Origin of the sequence: Levilactobacillus fuyuanensis, assembly GCF_003946395.1 — a bacterium.
Taxonomy (GTDB): domain Bacteria; phylum Bacillota; class Bacilli; order Lactobacillales; family Lactobacillaceae; genus Levilactobacillus; species Levilactobacillus fuyuanensis.
Genome location: NZ_RHNZ01000030.1, coordinates 1 through 17698, shown reverse-complemented (window position 1 = coordinate 17698; position 17698 = coordinate 1). Strand labels below are relative to the sequence as shown.

General features: G+C 41.9%; 18 protein-coding genes and 1 pseudogene. 11 read left to right on the top strand and 8 right to left on the bottom strand.

Annotated elements, in window-relative coordinates:
• On the top strand, positions 1–276 hold a 276-nt coding region (locus EKM73_RS12045; protein WP_125547625.1), incomplete at its 5' end, for an IS30 family transposase.
• Positions 277–441: 165 nt separating this feature from the next.
• Here EKM73_RS12045 and EKM73_RS12040 read toward each other — a convergent pair.
• Entirely contained in the window at positions 442–1821 is a 1380-nt protein-coding gene (locus EKM73_RS12040; protein ID WP_020090499.1) for an FAD-dependent oxidoreductase, read from the bottom strand.
• A gap of 68 nt (positions 1822–1889) precedes the next feature.
• Positions 1890–3701, bottom strand: a complete 1812-nt coding sequence (spxB, locus tag EKM73_RS12035; RefSeq protein ID WP_042254363.1) for a pyruvate oxidase — start codon at positions 3699–3701, stop codon at positions 1890–1892.
• A gap of 254 nt (positions 3702–3955) precedes the next feature.
• On the opposite strand from spxB, the gene EKM73_RS12030 reads away from it, so the two are divergent.
• From EKM73_RS12030 to EKM73_RS12000, 7 genes are all read left to right on the top strand, one after another.
• Positions 3956–5134: a transposase gene (locus EKM73_RS12030; RefSeq protein ID WP_125547623.1), complete on the top strand. Its 1179-nt coding sequence runs from the start codon at positions 3956–3958 to the stop codon at positions 5132–5134.
• Positions 5135–5175: 41 nt separating this feature from the next.
• Positions 5176–5850, top strand: coding sequence for a helix-turn-helix domain-containing protein (locus EKM73_RS12025; RefSeq protein ID WP_125547621.1), 675 nt, complete (start codon positions 5176–5178; stop codon positions 5848–5850).
• Entirely contained in the window at positions 5847–6740 is an 894-nt protein-coding gene (locus EKM73_RS12020; RefSeq protein ID WP_112234114.1) for an IS3 family transposase, read from the top strand. Before EKM73_RS12025 ends, EKM73_RS12020 begins: the two co-directional genes overlap by 4 nt.
• Positions 6741–6988: 248 nt before the next feature.
• Positions 6989–7456, top strand: a complete 468-nt coding sequence (locus EKM73_RS12015) for a Dps family protein (RefSeq protein WP_003587210.1) — start codon at positions 6989–6991, stop codon at positions 7454–7456.
• Positions 7457–7702: 246 nt separating this feature from the next.
• The gene (locus EKM73_RS12010) at positions 7703–8446 is read left to right on the top strand and encodes an ABC transporter ATP-binding protein (RefSeq protein ID WP_003587212.1); all 744 of its coding nucleotides are present in this window, start codon (positions 7703–7705) and stop codon (positions 8444–8446) included.
• Positions 8424–9671 carry an ABC transporter permease gene (locus tag EKM73_RS12005; protein ID WP_010620835.1) on the top strand — a complete coding sequence of 416 codons (1248 nt, stop codon included), beginning with the start codon at positions 8424–8426 and terminating at the stop codon, positions 9669–9671. The genes EKM73_RS12010 and EKM73_RS12005 overlap by 23 nt, the downstream gene beginning before the upstream one ends.
• A gap of 4 nt (positions 9672–9675) precedes the next feature.
• A complete protein-coding gene (locus EKM73_RS12000) occupies positions 9676–10347 on the top strand; it encodes a TetR/AcrR family transcriptional regulator (protein ID WP_125547619.1) in 672 nt (223 codons plus the stop codon).
• Positions 10348–10450: 103 nt separating this feature from the next.
• Here EKM73_RS12000 and EKM73_RS11995 read toward each other — a convergent pair whose 3' ends face one another.
• From EKM73_RS11995 to EKM73_RS11980, 4 genes are all read right to left on the bottom strand, one after another.
• Positions 10451–10798, bottom strand: a complete 348-nt coding sequence (locus EKM73_RS11995; RefSeq protein ID WP_057707481.1) for a hypothetical protein — start codon at positions 10796–10798, stop codon at positions 10451–10453.
• Positions 10799–10847: 49 nt separating this feature from the next.
• Positions 10848–11531: an IS6 family transposase gene (locus EKM73_RS11990; protein WP_002825828.1), complete on the bottom strand. Its 684-nt coding sequence runs from the start codon at positions 11529–11531 to the stop codon at positions 10848–10850.
• Positions 11532–11743: 212 nt separating this feature from the next.
• On the bottom strand, positions 11744–12301 hold the full coding sequence (locus tag EKM73_RS11985; RefSeq protein WP_002825826.1) for a hypothetical protein: 558 nt from the start codon (positions 12299–12301) through the stop codon (positions 11744–11746).
• A 200-nt stretch (positions 12302–12501) separates the two neighbouring features.
• Positions 12502–13830, bottom strand: a complete 1329-nt coding sequence (locus EKM73_RS11980; protein ID WP_164505680.1) for a glycoside-pentoside-hexuronide (GPH):cation symporter — start codon at positions 13828–13830, stop codon at positions 12502–12504.
• A gap of 229 nt (positions 13831–14059) precedes the next feature.
• Here EKM73_RS11980 and EKM73_RS11975 point away from each other — a divergent pair, with 229 nt between their 5' ends.
• On the top strand, positions 14060–14338 hold the full coding sequence (locus EKM73_RS11975; RefSeq protein ID WP_003625288.1) for a plasmid mobilization protein: 279 nt from the start codon (positions 14060–14062) through the stop codon (positions 14336–14338).
• On the top strand, positions 14328–14630 hold the full coding sequence (locus EKM73_RS11970) for a type II toxin-antitoxin system YafQ family toxin (RefSeq protein ID WP_005917927.1): 303 nt from the start codon (positions 14328–14330) through the stop codon (positions 14628–14630). The genes EKM73_RS11975 and EKM73_RS11970 overlap by 11 nt, the downstream gene beginning before the upstream one ends.
• A 575-nt stretch (positions 14631–15205) precedes the next feature.
• Here EKM73_RS11970 and EKM73_RS11965 read toward each other — a convergent pair.
• Positions 15206–15886: an ABC transporter ATP-binding protein gene (locus EKM73_RS11965; RefSeq protein ID WP_046811108.1), complete on the bottom strand. Its 681-nt coding sequence runs from the start codon at positions 15884–15886 to the stop codon at positions 15206–15208.
• A gap of 4 nt (positions 15887–15890) precedes the next feature.
• The gene (locus EKM73_RS11960; RefSeq protein ID WP_046811107.1) at positions 15891–16943 is read right to left on the bottom strand and encodes an ABC transporter permease; all 1053 of its coding nucleotides are present in this window, start codon (positions 16941–16943) and stop codon (positions 15891–15893) included.
• A gap of 125 nt (positions 16944–17068) precedes the next feature.
• Here EKM73_RS11960 and EKM73_RS11955 point away from each other — a divergent pair.
• Positions 17069–17655: pseudogene (locus EKM73_RS11955) on the top strand (IS3 family transposase); the annotation flags it as partial.
• Positions 17656–17698 lie beyond the last annotated feature (43 nt).

The window sequence follows — 17698 nt, the reverse complement described above, 5'->3', positions numbered from 1 at the left end:
CGTGGCACTGAGTTTAGTGGGCTAGTATCACTTGAATCACAATATGGTATTAAGACCTATTACTGCCATGCTTATACGCCAGCTGAACGTGGTAGTAATGAACGCTTTAATCGGAATTTACGTTATTTTTATCCTAAGGGGACTCGTTTTGAGCACATTAGTGCTCAAGATTTAACGACGACGTTACTCCAAATTAACCAGCGACCGCTTAAAATACTCGATTGGCAAACACCGTATCAGGTTATGCTGACAAATTTGTCCAAAAATTCGGATTAAATTTGCAATCTACCTTACAAAGCTATAAATAAATGTGTTATTTGGAACTTTGGATACATTAAATTATTAAAAAGACAGGTTAAGAGCAATAATTTTCTTGAGTCATTGCCTTTAACCTGTCTTTTTTATATTTATCGTATTATCTATCAAAAAAGGGAAGCCGCTTTATTTCTTAGTAAACTCACTTTCACCTAGCGCATGTTGAGCAGCCAAATTCAATAAACTCCATTGCCGATCAAACCCAGGTTGGAAAAAGAAATCTGCTTCAGCTAGGTCCTCTAAGGTTAGCCGGTATTGAATGGCCAAAGCCAACACATTCCCCTGCGCTGTGATGTCATGCTTTGATAGCACTGCTCCACCGACTAGGCGATGATCAAAAGGTTGGAAGAAAAGCTTTGTATAAGCTTTTGTATTTCCCTTGTCTTTTGGTATAAAAGCCGGCCGCAGATTATCTTCATAATAGGAACTGTTAACGTTGATGCCCGCACGATGCGCAGTGAAACTATTTAATCCACTTTGAGCAAAGTTGTAACTGAAAACACTCAAAGCAGAGGAGCCAACGACACCAGAAAAGGGCGTAGTGGGTATTTTTTCAAACAAATGCTTAACGATATACCGCGCCTCACGACGGGCCACTGTTGCTAAGGCGATTGGCATTTTCTTATCGGCAGCCACCGAGTAGGCCAAGGTCGCATCGCCGAGCGCGTAAACATTCGACAAATTTGTTCGCAAATAGGGATCATTTTTGATCCAGCCACGTTCATCAAGATCAACAGTTCCTCTTAGCCAGTTGGTATTGGCTTTAACCCCGGTAGCTTGAATAACCAAGTCGCTTGGAAAATTGTCCTGCTTACTCTTGACCCACTCCACTTGTCCGTTGCGACCACAGAATTCCGAAATTTCGATATTTGTGTGAACTTTAACTCCTCTTGTCGCCAGTTCATTACTTAAAATATCAGTTAATTCGGCATCTAGATAGGTACCCAAAGGACGGCTGATAACGTCTAATAAAGTAACCTGTTTGCCTGCCTTGGCGGCAGCTTCAGCGGCCTCGATACCAATGTATCCGGCTCCGACAATTGTTACATTTTTAATGTTATCATCAGCTAGCTTAGCCTTGATTTTCGTCGCCCAATCATAGCCCCGCATCAGGAACACATTCTCTAGATCCGCACCGGGAACGGCCAATGCATTGGGGGTCACCCCCGAACTGAGAATCAGCTTATCATAGCTAACTTCGGTGTCCTGATTACTTTTAAGATTTTTTACTGAGACAGTTTGTCGACTCTGATTAATTTTAGTTACCAAATGATTATCTAGAATGTGCACGTTTGCTTGTGGAAAGCTGGCTGGACGAAAATTACGGACGTCATGGACAGACGTAACGTCATTTTCCAGGTAAAGTTCCATTCCGCAAGACATAAAGGAAATAAAATCGCCAGCTTCAAACAAGGTAATGTCAATATCGTCATATCTATTAAGTAGTTCAATAATTGCTTGGTGACCACCATGTGAAGCACCAACAATCACAACTTTTCTAGTCACATTAATACCTCCAATCAGTAAATAATCAGTTTAGAATACTCAGAAAACTACACCCCAAAACGATTAATCTAGAAGCCACCTTGTCCAACTTCGTTTTGTGCATCAGTTAGTCCATACTTAGCCAAATATGTTGCGAGGGGGTGTAAGTCTTCTGCAGCGTAGCGTTGTTTGAATGCTTGAACTTCATTTATTGGATAAACCGACGAATCCAACCGCAACTTTTCAGCGGGTAATGGTCGCTCCCCGGTAATGACAGCATCAATTAAAACCGGTTCTGTTTTGGCAAGATCTCTTGCCTGATTGAAGGTGTCAGTTAGTTGATCGATTCTATCAATTCGAAATGCTTTCATGTGCACGCCAGATGCGATTTTACTAAAATCAATGTCATTAAACTCTACCCCGATAAAGTCATTTTTATTTGTATCTTCCTGCTCATCTTTAATGAATCCATATTGATGGTTGGTAAAGACAACATTAATAATTGGCAAACGGTACTGAACCTGGGTTGCTAGGTCTTGCATCGTCATGGCTGCTCCTCCATCACCCGCTAGATTAAAAACCTGCCTTGAAGGATAATTCAGCTTCGCTGCAATTGCGCCAGGAATTCCTACGCCCATTGTTGCAAACAAGTTTGACGTAATATGTTGGTTTTTCGGAGTCAGCTTCAGATGACGATTAGCGTTTAGATTGATGTCACCAACGTCAATCGAAAAAACTGCATCGGGGTCAGCGACCTGGTTGACTGCCTTTAATACTTGGTATGCTTGCAAGGGCCCATCTGTTTTGTTCTCTAAACTAGCCAGATATTGCCGCCAATTTTTATTGTTGGCTAGGTTTGCTTGCCACCAAGGAGTTGCATCACGTTCATTAATCTGTTGTAAAATAGCTGCTAATGCTAATTTGGCATCAGCGAGGACAGCGACGTTTGTTTTGTGCCGTTTACCCAATTTTGCCGGATCAATATCGATTTGGAGGAATTTAGATGTATTCTTAAAAGCTTTAGAGACCTCAGCAAAAGGATAATTATTGCCGATAAATAAGACTGTATCAGCTTGTGCTAGCGCCTCATTGGCTGGTTTTTGCGCCACTCTGTTGGCTGATCCCAGGTAAGCCACGTAATCGTCGGGGACAATGCCCTTGGCCGGATAGGTGCTGATTAATGGAATCTTTAGTTGTTGACTTAATGCTTGTAGTTCTTTTCCAGCACCCCGCGTGCCAATTCCGTAATAGATTAGTGGTCGTTTGGCCGTTTGAAGTATGTCAACCACTTGTTTTATTTTTTCAGGGTTGGGCTGAGGCAGAAGGGGTTTTTGGTAACTATTGGCTGAGGAGTACCAATCTTCAGCCTTAATTAGTTGCCAAGGTAAATCAACAGGTATTTGAACGACTGCAACGCCTTGGTGCGCATACGCCCGGCGAATTGCCTCGTCAATTACATGGGGAAGTGTGTTGGCATTTACCGCAGTAACATTATAAATGGCGACGTCGGCATAAATGGGATTCTCGTTCATTTCCTGAAAAGTATCCATATTCATACCGGAGGTTCCAAATTGACCAATCAATGCTAATACTGGAACATGGTCTTCTCGGGCATCGTACAAACCATTTAATAAATGAGTTCCGCCAGGGCCTGCTGACCCAAAGCAAACGCCGATTTTTCCTGTAAGTTTGGCATCGGCTGCAGCTGCCATCGCGCCGACTTCCTCATGACGAACTTGGATGTACTGCAGCTGGCTTTTTTCGGCCTCAAGAGCATCCATAACCGAATTAATAGAGCCACCAGGAATCCCATATAAGTGATCAACTTGCCATGCTTCTAGCACTTTGAGAAGTGCAGTGCCGGCAGAAATTGTAGTTGCTTTGGTGTGTTTGGTAATCATAAAAATGCCTCCTACTAGAATGTGGTGCACAATTTAATTTTTAACAATGTAGTTAAAGTCTATTCTCTTTCGACACTAAAATCAAGCGCTTACATTTTTGAAATTTAAATCGTGGCTGGGACAAAAGTCCTAATCTAAAATAAAAGAACCAGGAATTCGAATTTGAATTCCTGGTTCTTTCATTTTATGTAGGCACGGTGTGCCCAAATCTGTTAATCTTAAATCACCACAAAATAAGAAAGTTGGTGCCCACCGTGTATAAACATTATAACAATAACCAAACCATATTAACATTTCCAATTGAATTTAAAATTAATCCCAATCATATTGTCGTTTCAATTAGTGATTTTGTAGATAGTATTCCCACTGAAATTCTGTATCCGGATGCTGACAAGTTTGGGCGACCAAAATATTCGCCAGCGATGATGATGAAACTCCTATTATTTGCTTATATGCGTCATACGTTTTCTGGCCGTGCTATCCAAGAAATGGCAGAGGAAAACCTACCAATGAAGTGGTTAATTGGTAATCCGGACGAAGTCCCAAGTTATCGGAGCATTAATCGCTTTCGAATTTCACAAGTAGCAAAAGGGATTATCAAAAAAATGTTTCTTCAATTTCATGAACAATTAAGTGGATATGGTTTAGTGGATGACGAATCGTTATTTATTGATGGCACAAAGATTGTCGCAGATGCCAATAAATACTCCTTTGTTTGGCGAAAAAGCGTCGAACGAAATGATGCCAAGTTAGAGGAAAAAGCTAGCGCCTTATTTGATGACATGATTCAAGAAAAGGTTAATCTAGCAACTGATGCCGAAGGCACTTTGGCGAAGTTAGATCATGCAGAACGTGAATTAGAACATGATATTGATGACCTCGATCAGAAAATTAGTGCAGAAAAAGTCATTAAAGGTGGCTCGCCATCAAAGCAACGACGAAGAAAACTAAAACATTTTAAGCATATTATTACTTCGGATTTAAAGCCTCGGAAGCAAAAATATGAAGATTATCTTGAAATTCTGGGAAACCGAAACAGTTTTTCTAAGACTGATCATGATGCAACCTTTATGCGAATGAAGGAAGATCCAATGCAAAATGGTCAATTAAAACCAGGATATAACTTACAGATTGGTACTCAAAATCAATTTGTCCTATTTTATGATTTGAATCAACGGCCAGCTGACCAAAGAACGCTAGTCCCATTTTTGAATCAAGTCCAACAAAGAAAGGCCACGTTCCGTTACGTAGTAGCGGATGCAGGTTATGGTAGTGAACCAAATTATGACTTTGTTTTAAAGGATTTTAAAGCGACGCCACTTATTCCCTATACAATGTATTTAAAAGAACAATCCAAGAAGTATAAAAATGATGCCAATAAGGTTATGAATTGGGCCTATGATTGCGATAATCCCTTTATGGTTGTCAGATGAAATACTATAATTCATCTGACTAATCATAGGGGGATTTTTGTATGCCTAGAGCTAGACACACGCTTCAGGAAAAGTTGGCGCTGTTAGCTAAATTCAAGCAATCAGGTTTATCAATTGGGACTTTTACCAGACAACATGGTATCCATCGAGAAACGCTCATGCGTTGGCAGTCGCGCCTTGAACGTGATGGGTTGGCAGGGCTCACGGAAGCGCACACAAATAATCATTATTCCAACGAATTGAAACTTAAAGCTGTTCAGGCTTTTTTGGCCGGTGAAGGGTCACTGCTGGATTTAGCCACAAAATTTGGTTTACGTTCATCAACACAACTCGACAACTGGGTTTCCAGGTATAATAGGGATAAAACCTTGACGGCCAGACCGTCTAGAAAGCGGGTCCCTACCATGAGTCGGCAAACAACTTTTGAAGAACGCATCAGGATCGTTGAATATGTGACTAAAGCTAAACACTCGTATACCGAAGCCGCGGATCACTTTCAAGTCTCCTACCAACAGGTCCGTACTTGGGTGATCAAGACTAAAAGTGGCGGCTATGAAGCGCTCGTAGATAACCGTGGGCATCGAAAAGCCAATCATGAATTAACCGAACTAGATAAGGCTAATCTCCAGATCCGAGAACTAAAAGCACAACTGGCAGATAAGGAACTCTACGAGGCCTTCATAAAAAAATTTCAGGAACTTCAGCGCAGGGGGTGAACAAACCACATCGGCTGGCTTACCACGCTATCAAGGTAGTCAGCCAAGGTAATCATGGTGCCGTAACGAAACTTTTAACCGTTATCGGCGTCAGCCGACAAGCTTATCATAAAGGGCTTAGACGACAGGAAACAACATGGGAAAAGCACAATAAACAACTCAAAACACGCACCCAATATTGGTTTGATTTTCACCACCAAGGTATCGGTGCTGGAAATCTTCTGACTAACTTACAAGCGGATAAACTAATTGATTTTCCGGTAACTTTGAAGCAAGTTCGCCGGGTCATGCGTGAACTTGATATTCGCTGTCAAGTACGGCCAAAGAAGCATAAACGGGCCAAACAAGCTGAACAATATTTACTCGACAATGTTTTAAAGCAAAACTTTCAAGTGACAGCGCCCAATAAAGTTTGGTTATCTGATTCAACTGAACTAACTTATGGGCTTAGTGGTGAGTACAAAGTCCGCTTAAGTGGTGTCTTGGATTTATATGGTCGCCGACTCTTGGCATACAATCTCAGCGCCACAGAAACGAGTGCCGCTGAGATCCAGGTTTTTCAGCGTGCCTTTACTGCAGTTGGTAAGGTCCCATCACTTATTCACACCGATCGTGGTTCGGCGTATACCTCAAGAGCGTTCAATCATTTCATCAATCAATTTGAGATCACCCGCAGTATGTCGCGTCCAGGAACACCATATGATAACGCCCCGATGGAGCGCTGGTGGAATGAATTTAAACTTCGCTGGATGGCGCGTCATCCGCGAGCAAAGACCTATCAAGAGTTAATAACGCTCGTTGAATCAGGAATCGAATATTTTAATCATGACAATCGCTCAGCACAAAGAAATGGCCTCACCCCGGATGAATACTGGAATGAAGCCATCTAAGTGACCAAAAACTTTATATTATTTCATTTGTCAACTTGACAGGGCCTAGTGCAGTTTTGAACATCTTCATAAGGTAAATAAAATTCAATTGTAGATTTATTTAATTTTACAATCTACCATATAACGTCTCCATCTTTTCAAAACGACTTAATTCTACGGGCTATAAATAACTTAATTTGCCAGTCTATAACGTTTCAGATTAAGCTACCACTATGTTATAATGACCATATCGAAAGGAGATCAATCTAATGAAATATACGAAAACCAAAGCAGTATTAAATCAACTCGTTGCCGATTTGAGCCAGATGTCAATGATTATCCATCAGACGCATTGGTACATGCGTGGACCCAACTTTTTGAAGTTGCACCCCTTGATGGATGAGTTCATGGAAGAAATTGACAGCCAACTCGATGTCATTTCTGAACGGCTGATTGCGCTTGATGGCAGTCCTTACTCGACCTTAAAAGAAATGGCCGAAAACACTAAGATTCAAGACTGGCCTGGTGAATGGGACAAAACAACCCCAGAACGCCTCGCACACTTAGTTGATGGCTATCGTTACTTGGAAGACCTTTACCAACACGGCATTGAAGTATCCGATGTTGAAAAAGACTTCAGTACCCAAGATATTTTCATTGGTCTCAAAACCGCAATTGAGAAGAAAATCTGGATGATTCAGGCAGAGCTTGGGTCGGCGCCGGAAATTGATGAATAAAATAATATTAAAAAATCGGTAGGCTTAAACATTGCTAACGCTTATATCAGTGCTGCTATTTAATTAAAATGCGACATCCCAACAACGGGGTGGCGCATTTTTGTTTGCAATGCGGTGACAAATAGGCCGGAAACAAAATAAGTGAGTGATAACTCATTTTAATGTTGACAAACCGAGATGTACTGATTATACTAAGGCCATTAAGTGAGTGAGTATACACTCGCTTTGAGAAAGAGGGTTATTAAAATGGCAACGGATTATGTCATCGCCAAGCAGGTCAGCAAGCACTTTGGTCATCAGCAAGTGCTCAATCAGATTGATTTGACACTGCCGGCTGGAATGATTTATGGCTTGATTGGGCCATCAGGAGCTGGGAAGACCACCTTGATCAAGAGTATTTTAGGGATGGAAGCTGTGGATAGTGGCACTGTTAAAGTCATGGATACGGTGATGCCCAATAGGGCGGTAATGGCACAAGTAGGGTATATGGCCCAAAGTGACGCTTTGTATGAGACACTAACGGCCCGTGAAAACCTGACCTTGTTTGGGCAATTGATGAGCGTTCCAAAAATAAAGTTAGCACAGATGATTGATTATGCAGCCGGATTAGTTGATTTAACGTCCCAATTAGACAAGCGGGTCAGTGGCTATTCGGGTGGGATGAAACGGCGCTTGTCGTTGGCAATTGCCCTGATTCAGGATCCCCAATTATTGATTTTAGATGAACCGACCGTTGGGATTGATCCAGAATTACGGCAACAAATTTGGACCGAACTAAATAAGATCAAGGATACCGGTAAGTCGATGCTCGTGACAACGCATGTCATGGACGAAGCAGAACGGTGTGATTATCTCATGTTGATTCGGCACGGGATTGCGCTTGCTGAGGGGACACCCGCGGCACTGAAACAACAGTATGCAGTAGATACGATCGAACAGGTCTTTTTGAAAGCGGGGCGGATGCAAGATGCGAACGATGGCAATCGTTAGACGAGTTTTTAAGCAAATGTTACGTGATAAGCGTACCTTGGCGCTGATGTTTTTGGCACCATTGCTGATTATGACGCTGATGTATTTCTTATTTCAAAACAACACGACGCAAGTAGCAAGCTTGGGTGTTCATCATGTAGACCAATCCGTGGTTAACGTGATCGATACCAAAAACGTGACGATTCATCATTATGATAGTTCACAGGCACGGAAAATGATTAAGCAGCATGATCTAGATGGCTATTTGACTCAGAAAAATGGTCAATTGACGATTACTTATTCAAATAGCAATCCAACCAACACGTCTTTAATTAAGGCGAGTTTACAATCAGGATTAGTCAAGTTGAAAATGAAGACGCTGGTGACCGTTACTAAGAAACAGCGCGCGGCCCTTGAATCGCAACAAGCCGCTTTGAAGAAGCTGACAGCAGCCCAGACACAAGCAACGGTGACCAAGCTGAAGACTGCCATTGCACAAGCCCAGGCCCGCGGTGACCAGGCAACTGCTGAGAAATTACAAAAGCAACTCAAGCAGGCCACAGCCACGACGTCTAGTTCGACTCAGTCAGCTAAAGCAACCAGTTATACGACTAAGTCTCATTATATTTATAGTAGTAGTGATTCAACGTTCTTTGAAAACTTTTTTCCAGCCTTTCTCGGTTTCTTTGTCTTCTTCTTTGTGTTCTTGATTTCTGGCGTTTCACTTTTGAATGAACGCACTACTGGAACCCTAAGCCGGCTACTTGCAACCCCAATTCGACGGAGTGAAATTATTATGGGCTATCTAATTGGTTATGGGGGCTTTGCCATCATTCAGACTGTCCTGACCGTTGTTTTTACAATTACGGTCTTCAAGATTCACTTAGTTGGTAGTATTTGGCTGGTCTTTCTGACTAACTTATTATTAGCGTTAGTGGCTTTGACCTTGGGTATCTTTATTTCCACCTTTGCTAACTCAGAATTTCAAATGATTCAGTTTATTCCACTGATTGTTGTACCACAAATCTTTTTTGCTGGGTTGGTTCCAGTCGATGGCATGGCCAGTTGGTTGCAAGCAATTGCCCACATCATGCCGTTATACTATGGTGCTAATGCGATGACGGCTGTTGTGACAAAGGGTGCTGGGCTTGGCGATATTGGTGTCAATTTGTTAATATTAGTAGGGTTTATGGTCGTACTAACAATGTTGAATATTGTTGGAATGAAACGTTATCGGAAGGTGTGAGGATATGGAACGACCACGGATACGGGATTATTTTCAACAGGATCTAGGTCAGAATGAAACGATTACACCTAAGCAACGGGCCATCCTCCAGGCAAGTCTCGATTTGTTTGCTGAAAAGGGTTTTGACCAGACCAGTACTAGTGATATTGCACAACGGGCCGGCGTTGCGGAGGGGACGGTCTATCGGCGGTATAAGACTAAGGCTGCCTTACGGGATGCCATCTTAGCACCAATTACCGCGCACATTGTGCCAATCTTAGCAAGTGATTTTTCAGAGGATAAATTACGGCAGCGTTATCCCAGTCTACAGGCATTCGTCACAGCAATTTTTACGGACCGAGTTGCATTTGCTAAAGCTAACGTGAAAGAGTTAAAGGTCATTTTTGAAGTGGCAGCTTTTGACACCGAACGACGCGAACAGATTCTTAGCCAGATTGCGCCTAAGATGGTCAAGCAGATGGGAAGTGTCATCAATCAACTAAAAGCAGATCATTTGATTGTGGATTGGCCGAATGATTTGATACTGCAAAGTTTGTTATCGCAGCTATTCGGTTACCTAGCGCGGTTAATACTGGAATTGCCGGGAACTGAAATTGAGCGCGAACAAGCGTATTTGATTACGGTGATGACCAAAATATTGACCCCGGGTGAACATGATCAAATTACTGGTCAGTGAGCTAACTGTTACTTGATATAAACTAAAGCCACTTCTGTACTTAGCGGTCATTTGAACGCTAAGTACAGAAGTGGCTTTGGTCGTTGCTACGCGTGTTCGTTTGTTAATCTGCTAGTATCGTCATTTTATTCAACAAACTAGTTTGCAACTGGCTGAGTGTGGTCGTCATGTAGACCGGGTAAAGATCTGGGTTGACGAGCCGCTGAGTTGTTCGTGGGAGCTCGGCAAGTTTAGCCTGGGTCGTTGCCTGAATGGTTGTAACCGGAATTGACGTGGTGTTGGACAAATCTACCGGCGCGAGTAAAGGCCGGGCTTCAAAATGGGTGAGTCGCTGTTGGCGGTCGACACTGAGTGGGTCACTGGTGACGACGGTTAGGCTGGTCGCATCGACGATCGTCTCGGTAGCTAGTGCAATCAAATCAGCAAAGGCCCGCTTAGGGCTCTGGTGCAAATAGTCTGAGAGTGTGCCTTTTACCTAGTTGTTGATAGGGTGTTGTAGGTTATGCTGGCACCATCGCTTTTAATTCGTCCACGGCTGAAAACCCGATGAGGCTTAGCTCTCGTCGGGTTTTCTTGCGTAATGCATGGATGACTTCAATGCCGCTGAGTGTTGCACTAGCGGTTCGGATGCTTTGGAAACTTGCTGACCGCACCCGGTGTCGTTTAATGAATCGATGATCTTGTTCGATTAAATTGTTTCGATACTTGGAACATTGGTGTGCTGATTTGCTCAAGTAGTCTTGTTTCATCAGGTGCTTCACTGCCTTAAGTGTTGCTCGATATTGATCGGTGACTAAGCGATCAGGACGACCATTGGTCGTCAAAAGCCGTTTCAAAAAGTGATAGGCTGCCGCATAATCACGATGCTTTCGCAGTTCGAAGTCGAGTGTCAGACCGTTGCTATCAATTGCACGATACAGATAAGTCCAATGACCTTTGACGTTAATGTAAGTCTCGTCTATCCTCCAACTTTTGGTATGGGAGGTTTGATGTTGGCGCCATAAAGCCTTAAAGATGGGACCATAATGATGAACCCAACGCATGACCGTGGTGTGCTGCACACTAACCCCGCGATCACGTAGCAATTCAACGATATCACGGTAGCTGAGACTGAACCTAAAATAGTAGCCAACGGCTACTATAATGATATCCTGTTGAAAGTGGCGTCCTTTAAAGTAATTCATGCGCACAATCCCTCGTTTCTTGTCACTCAGTATACTAGAATGAAGTTGCCAAGCAAACTTTGCACCAGAGCCGTATTAATCTGTACATATAATGTAAAAAGCTCTATTTATAGGTAAATAAGGTCTTCAAACCCAAAAGTAGCCTTGAAACAGCAGGCGTATTGCCAGTAAGTTTCAAGACTACTTATAGGTTATTTATTCAACTAATTAGTTTAAGCTTTGATGATTTTCCCAACTGCAATTGGTAAAGTAACGTGGGCATCGTAGTTCATGACAGTTCCTTGAACAGTAGCCGGTAGCTTCAAGGTATCCGGCACACCATGAATATAAATGACCCTTTTATCAAGCTGCAAATCGTCACTGCCAAAAGCGGCATTAAACGCTGTCTGCAATTCCTTCAGATCAACGAGTTTGTCATAAGCATAGTGACCTTCTGCATCAGCCACTGGGTAACTGTCATTTGGCACATGCATCTTGGCCGGTTCAGCGTCAAATGGCACCATCGTTGTACCGGAAACCGGTTCTGTTTCTGGCAGATCAACGAAACCGTCACCATTAGCATCTTGTGCCGCTGTGGCGATTTCTGCTGGCTTACCATCCGGGAATCCGTGGAAATGTTCCCAATGCTGCACATTAGCAGGTGTATCAAACATATCGATATGAATCTTCATTTGCGCACCATCAATCGTGAACGTCGCGGCACCGTGCGGCGCGGTGCCAATCTTCTCAGCGTTCAATGGCACGATTTCTGCTGTATACTTTTCAGCCATGCAAACCACTCCTTTTAGATTTAGACTCAGTTTCAGTATAGTGCTAACTGGAACGACTCACAATCTATTGCATTTCAAAAGTGAGGTTGCAAGATTATTTGGCCAATTGCAATAACCGTTGGCGCAAAAAGGTAATAATATCACACAGCACCGGTGTTAGTTAGCAAATCAAAAACTATTATTTAGAATATAATTCGGACTTATTTTCTTGCTTCTATTGCTCGTTCAATCCGCCCCTCATCATAAAGCCGCAATACAAAATACATCCCCACATAAATAACCAACGGAATCCAAACATAATTCAAATTAATCATGGTGAGAGTTGCGGCATTCTGGGTTCGATTGGCAACGTAACCCGAAAAGTGAAACAAACCAGCTGTAATCAAGCCGCCAACACCAAGGCCGACGTTAACGCCAAAGTCATCCGTTGAAGCCAGAATTCCCTCGGCTTGGATCCCCATGCTGGCACCATAACGGATTGTGTCAGCAATCATGATTGAGACGAGGCCGATAATGATCCCATTGCCAATCGAGTTAATCAAGACACCGCCAAACAAGAACCACAGTATTTTGGTATAAACCCCAATCGCAATCACGGCTTGACCAACCAGCGCTATTAAAATACCGCGAAGCATCGTTTGCTTCTTACTGCGAACCTCGGTAATTCGAATGATCAGCAATACCCCGATTAACGCTGCCAGGGTAAAACTGTTAGCTAGTGGTACCAGGTTTTCGTTTCCCACCGTATATTTAAAATAGTAAATGGTTGTCTGATTCTTAATTGCCGTCACCAGCCAGTACATGATAATCACGATTGACATAACGATCCATGGCTGATTATGTTTCAACATTTTTAGGACAGTTGTTAACGGTTGATGGGCAATTTCAGGATTCGCGAACCGTTCGCGAACATGGACAAACGTGTTGATAATCAAAAGAAATGAAATCAGGCTAAACACGATGATTGTGCCCAAGAACCCTTTTTGCTGATTACCGTGGCCGAAGAACGCAACCAAGGGTAATGTGAATACCGCCACCACAATTTGAACCGAACTGCCAAAGAATTGACGAATGACACCCAACAACGTCAACTCACGAGTATTCTGCGACATCGTTGGTAAGATTGACGTGATTGGCAGATTAACAGCCGTATACAGAAATCCAAGGCCTAAATACGTCACATATGCCCAGATTAATTTACCATTATACGAAAAGTTAGGCGTCACAAAGGTGAGAACCGCAAAAATAACGTAAGGTAACGAATACCAGAGGAAGAACGGTCGGCTCTTGCCAAACCGTGAATGTGTGTGATCAATCATGATCCCGATGACAAAACTTTCAACAACGTCAGCTACCCGCGCCACGACAAATAAAATGGCCACCGCGCTTGGTGTCAGTCCATAAACATCAGTGTAAAAGAATAGCAAATAGGTCGTCATCATTTGAAAGACTAAATTATCGGCGGCGTCACTTAAGCCGTAACTAATTCGTTCGGGCCACCGTGTTACCCATTTCGTCGTGCTTTTCATCCCATCATCGCCTTTATCGAAATTGTTAATCAACTTTATCATACTCTAAAATTTGGATGTAAGCTGATTCCTGAGACAGCTTCTAAGAACGTTTGAATCTTTGATGGGTAAGACAACTTGTTGCATAAGCTGTTAGTTCCTTTACTTTAAAATTAATTTAGTTGCAGAAAACCTAAAAATCGAATATTATAATGTAGTACGATGGTAAACTTAAAGGAGGCGGATTAGAATGAGTAATACTATTATTAAAAACAAGACAATTTCAACTCGTGTAACACCTGACATTAGTGAACGGGCTAAAGCTAATCTAGCAAAACAAGGGCTAACCGTTTCTGAGTATATACGCTTATCGTTAGTTAAAGCGGCCAATAATGAAGTTCGATTAGTCAGCTTTTTAGATTCTCCGGAAGCCTTAGCCGCTAAAAAAGAAGCAGAAACAGGGCAGGTCAAAAACATTGGTTCATTGACTGACTTTGAAGATTGGATCGATAAGTTAGATGCAAATTAAACAGACCAAATCTTTTGAACGTGAATTAAAAAAACTAGTCAAAAAACATTTCCCAATAACTGTCTTGAAGCCTTGTTTAGAAGCAATTGTTGAACAAGATGTACTTGTTTTGAAACAGATTAAAGATCATGCATTAAAAGGAAATTGGCGTGGCTATCGTGAATTTCACCCTGCCAGATATGGCAACTATGGTAAAAATTATGACAACTGGATTGTTATTTATCAGCTAGATCATGATGAATTGATTTTGTTATTGGTTGCAACTGGCTCCCATGAAATCTTGAATCAATAGCTATAGTTTAGGGGCACTTATAAAAAAATAAATTAAAATAGCCCCCAATATCTATAATGTAGATATTGGGGGCTATTTTAACAACGTTTTTGAGGGGTTATTTGTGCCTTTTAATCGCCCCTATAAAACAGCCCCCGTTATCTAGTGGATAGATAATAGGGGCTGTTTTTTTGTTTAATGGTATTATAGGTACTATATTAGTATGAATATATTGGAGAAATAACATGTATAAAAACATCAAATAAATCGTCAGCGGATTGGGCGCTTTTATAATTGCCCAATGGCTCTATCATACTCTGTCACAATATCCAAACATCAATATTTGGCTGGCTAGACTGCTTCCTATTCTTATCATTTTTATTGTGTTCTTTTCTCTGCAATGGATAATCAACACATTTGAAAAGTAACCTTATAAATTTTAGTTATTATATTGGGCTGAAACCCTTGCTACAAGCGGACTAGCAAAAATGCAAGCTCGACAAAAACATAACTAAATAATCTATTGCTCTTATGATGATATTTTACCAAACGAGAAAAACTAGTCCGGAATATCAGCATAAGAGCAAGTGTGTTAATCAGTCCGTATTAGATAGTTTTCCGTCGACAATTTTGTAGACATTATCAGAAAACTCTCGCAGACGATCATCGTGCGTGACGATGACGACTGCTTTTTCCTCGTCATGCGCAATATTAGCAAAAAGTTGGCCAACTTCTTTGACACGTGCCGTATCTAATGCTGCCGTAGGTTCATCGGCTAGGATGATCGCCGGGTCTGTATACAACGCACGGGCAATTGCAACGCGCTGTTGTTGACCGCCAGACAATTCGCCAGGGTATTTGTTTAATAATTTTTGAATGCCTAGCGTTTCAATAATTTTGTCAAATCCATCTTGACTGAGGTTATTGTTAGGCTTCACCTGGTCAACAAGTTTGAATTGGTCTGCTACGGTTAAATATGGCACGAGATTGTACGCCTGTAAGACGAAACCGATTTGTTCAAGTCGTGTTTTTTCGGCTTCTTTGGTACTCAAATCACTGATGTCGTGACCATTCAAACGAACTGAGCCGTCTGTTGGTGTCTGTAACCCGCCTAAAATGGTTAGCAAGGTACTTTTACCAGATCCTGAAGGACCAATGATAAGCGACACCTCACCAGCTTTAAACGCTAAACTGACGTCTTCTAGTGCCGTAACTAAATTAGTTTTCTGACCAAATTGTTTCGTCACGTGTTCAAGGGCTAGTTTTTCTTCACGCATCTTTTTAACCTCCAATTACTGATACCGGATCAATCTTACTAATCACACGAATCGGAATGATTGCACCCAGTAACCCGGTTACCATCAATCCGGCCGCAATGAGTCCCATCAATCCCCAATCAAATGCCATTGGTACGCTATCTGGAATCCCAAATTCAGTTAATGCCGATAGTACAGCACCAACGACGATACCAGTTGCCATAATAAAGAACGTCTCAAATAACGTATTTTGGGCCAAGAAACGATTTGGAATGCCTTGTGCACGCAAAACTGCCAAGTTAGGCAATTTTTGAACCGTTAGAATGTAGAGGAAGATGGTAATCACAATCAATGAAATGACAATCAGGAAGCCAATCATGAGACCAAACGTCGCTTTTTGCGGTGTATAACCTGGCAATTTATTGATAAAGGCTTGGTATGAATAAGTCTTTAATGCTTTATCATCGACCGATTGTGACGTTTTTGAAGTAACTACGCTACCTTGGAATTGATCTGACACGCCCTTAATGACACGCCATTGCGCTAACGCGCCATAAATAACAGGTGCGGTGTTATACGTGGCATTTTTCGCATAACCCACGATTTTATATTTCGTATCAGATAACCCAATCGAAATTTTATCCCCCATACCGTAAATATCCTTATCAACTGAGTCAGCGAGGACGACTTCGTTAGCTGCCTTTGGCAAGTGCCCCTTGGTTAATTGTAGGTTTTTAGCGATGTACTCGTCGTTATTCATCCCAACGAATTGTGCGGATTCACGTTTTCCGCCAATTTTCATATTAACTGGTGTAATGCCAAGTGTTGCGGTTTTGTCGTCGCTTAACTGATCCACCTGTTTCGTTGTCAGTAATGACTGTCCGGCATTGCCATTAGCGTCTTTGGTCATTACAAAGGACTTAGACTGCCAGCTGTCCACCGCAGCGGTGTTAGCTGTTGCCAGCCCGAGCGCCAGGGCACTTAAAATGAAAATCAAATAACTGATTAAGACGACGACTGTTAGAATCAAGCCGTACCGTAGTTTTTCTTTTTTAATCTCTCTAATTGCTAAAAACATTTGTTCCTCCTGTATTTGTTGCAGTTCAGCAAACTTACTATACACAAGTATACATGCTCTTATGATGAGATTCCGGACTAGTTTTGCTAGTTTGGTAAAATATCATCATAGGAGCATTTTTATTTATGGTTACACGTTATGAAGAGGACTTAAAAAAGTCCATTGTGGAGATGGTTAAAGCGGGACGACGATCCGATGAATTATCCAAGGAATACGGTCCTTCAGCCGATTCAATTCGGAATTGGGTTAAAGGCGCTAAATCAGTTGAGCTAGAAGACGGTACTGAAGTAACGTCCAAAGAATTCAAACAACTTCAAAGGGAAAATCAGCGATTAAAGGAGGAACTTGAAATTTTAAAAGCTGCGGCGGTGTTACTGGGAAAGCATTAGGACGAATTAATTGCCTTGTCTTCATAGAAGATCAGTTATTGCGACACCGCTTATCAATTATTCTTTCGGCACTGAAATTACCGCGCAGCACCTATTACCATTGGAAAAGATATCAACCTAGTCAACACGAACGTGTTGATAATCAGCTCAAAGAAAAAATTGAATTGATTTGGGAAAATAATTATCGTGCCTATGGTTATCCACGAATAACGATGGTGCTTCGCAAGTCAGGCATCTGTGTTGGGTCAAAACGAATTTTACGATTAATGAGGGAAATGGAGATTCACTCGGCAAATTACAAGTTTAATCCGAACAAGCCCGGAATCTTTCAATGGCAGTCTGTTGATGATGTATTTTTAATGGTCG